Origin of the sequence: Bradyrhizobium sp. sGM-13 (assembly GCF_018398875.1) — a bacterium.
Classification (GTDB): domain Bacteria; phylum Pseudomonadota; class Alphaproteobacteria; order Rhizobiales; family Xanthobacteraceae; genus Bradyrhizobium.
Genome location: NZ_JAGWDK010000188.1, coordinates 1 through 496 on the forward strand (window position 1 = coordinate 1; position 496 = coordinate 496).

At 57.7% G+C, this 496-nt stretch carries 1 protein-coding gene; it reads left to right on the forward strand.

Features of this window, described 5'->3' with window-relative positions; all coding sequences use genetic code 11:
* Window positions 1-350: 350 nt before the first annotated feature.
* The coding region (locus KJQ96_RS42560) for an alpha/beta fold hydrolase (protein WP_213291188.1) at window positions 351-496 on the forward strand (146 nt) is incomplete at its 3' end.

Genomic DNA, 496 nt, shown 5'->3' on the forward strand with positions numbered 1-496 from the left:
GGCGTGCAGATCTTCAGATTGGCCGCAAAAGTTGACGCTGTTAATTTAATCCAGTATGGTCTGTCAAATTAGCTGCGGCGACATCGCTGCGAGAGGGAGGGATGCGAAATGCCGGAGCTGTTGCTCGACGAGCCACCAACATCTGCGTTTGCGCCGTTCAGGCACGAAGCGATGGGCGCATCATTCGCGCAGGCGCTTCTGCCGCCCGTATCGCAAATTTCCCGGAGAAAAATGGAGCTTGCTCATGCTCCGTCGCCGGTCGGAAGCGTCAGCTTCTTCGTCATGAGGTCGGCGATCCGTGCAGGCTGGGTTTCACTAGTCGATAGCGTTGTTCTTTGGAGGAGTCGCGGATGGCCGAGTTTGTGTTGATACATGGCGCATGGCACGGCGCGTGGTGTTGGGATGACCTCATTCCGGCGCTCGCATCTTACGGGCATGCCGCTCATGTTCTGGACCTCCCGGGTTTGGGAGATGATCGGACGGCAGCTTCGGAAGT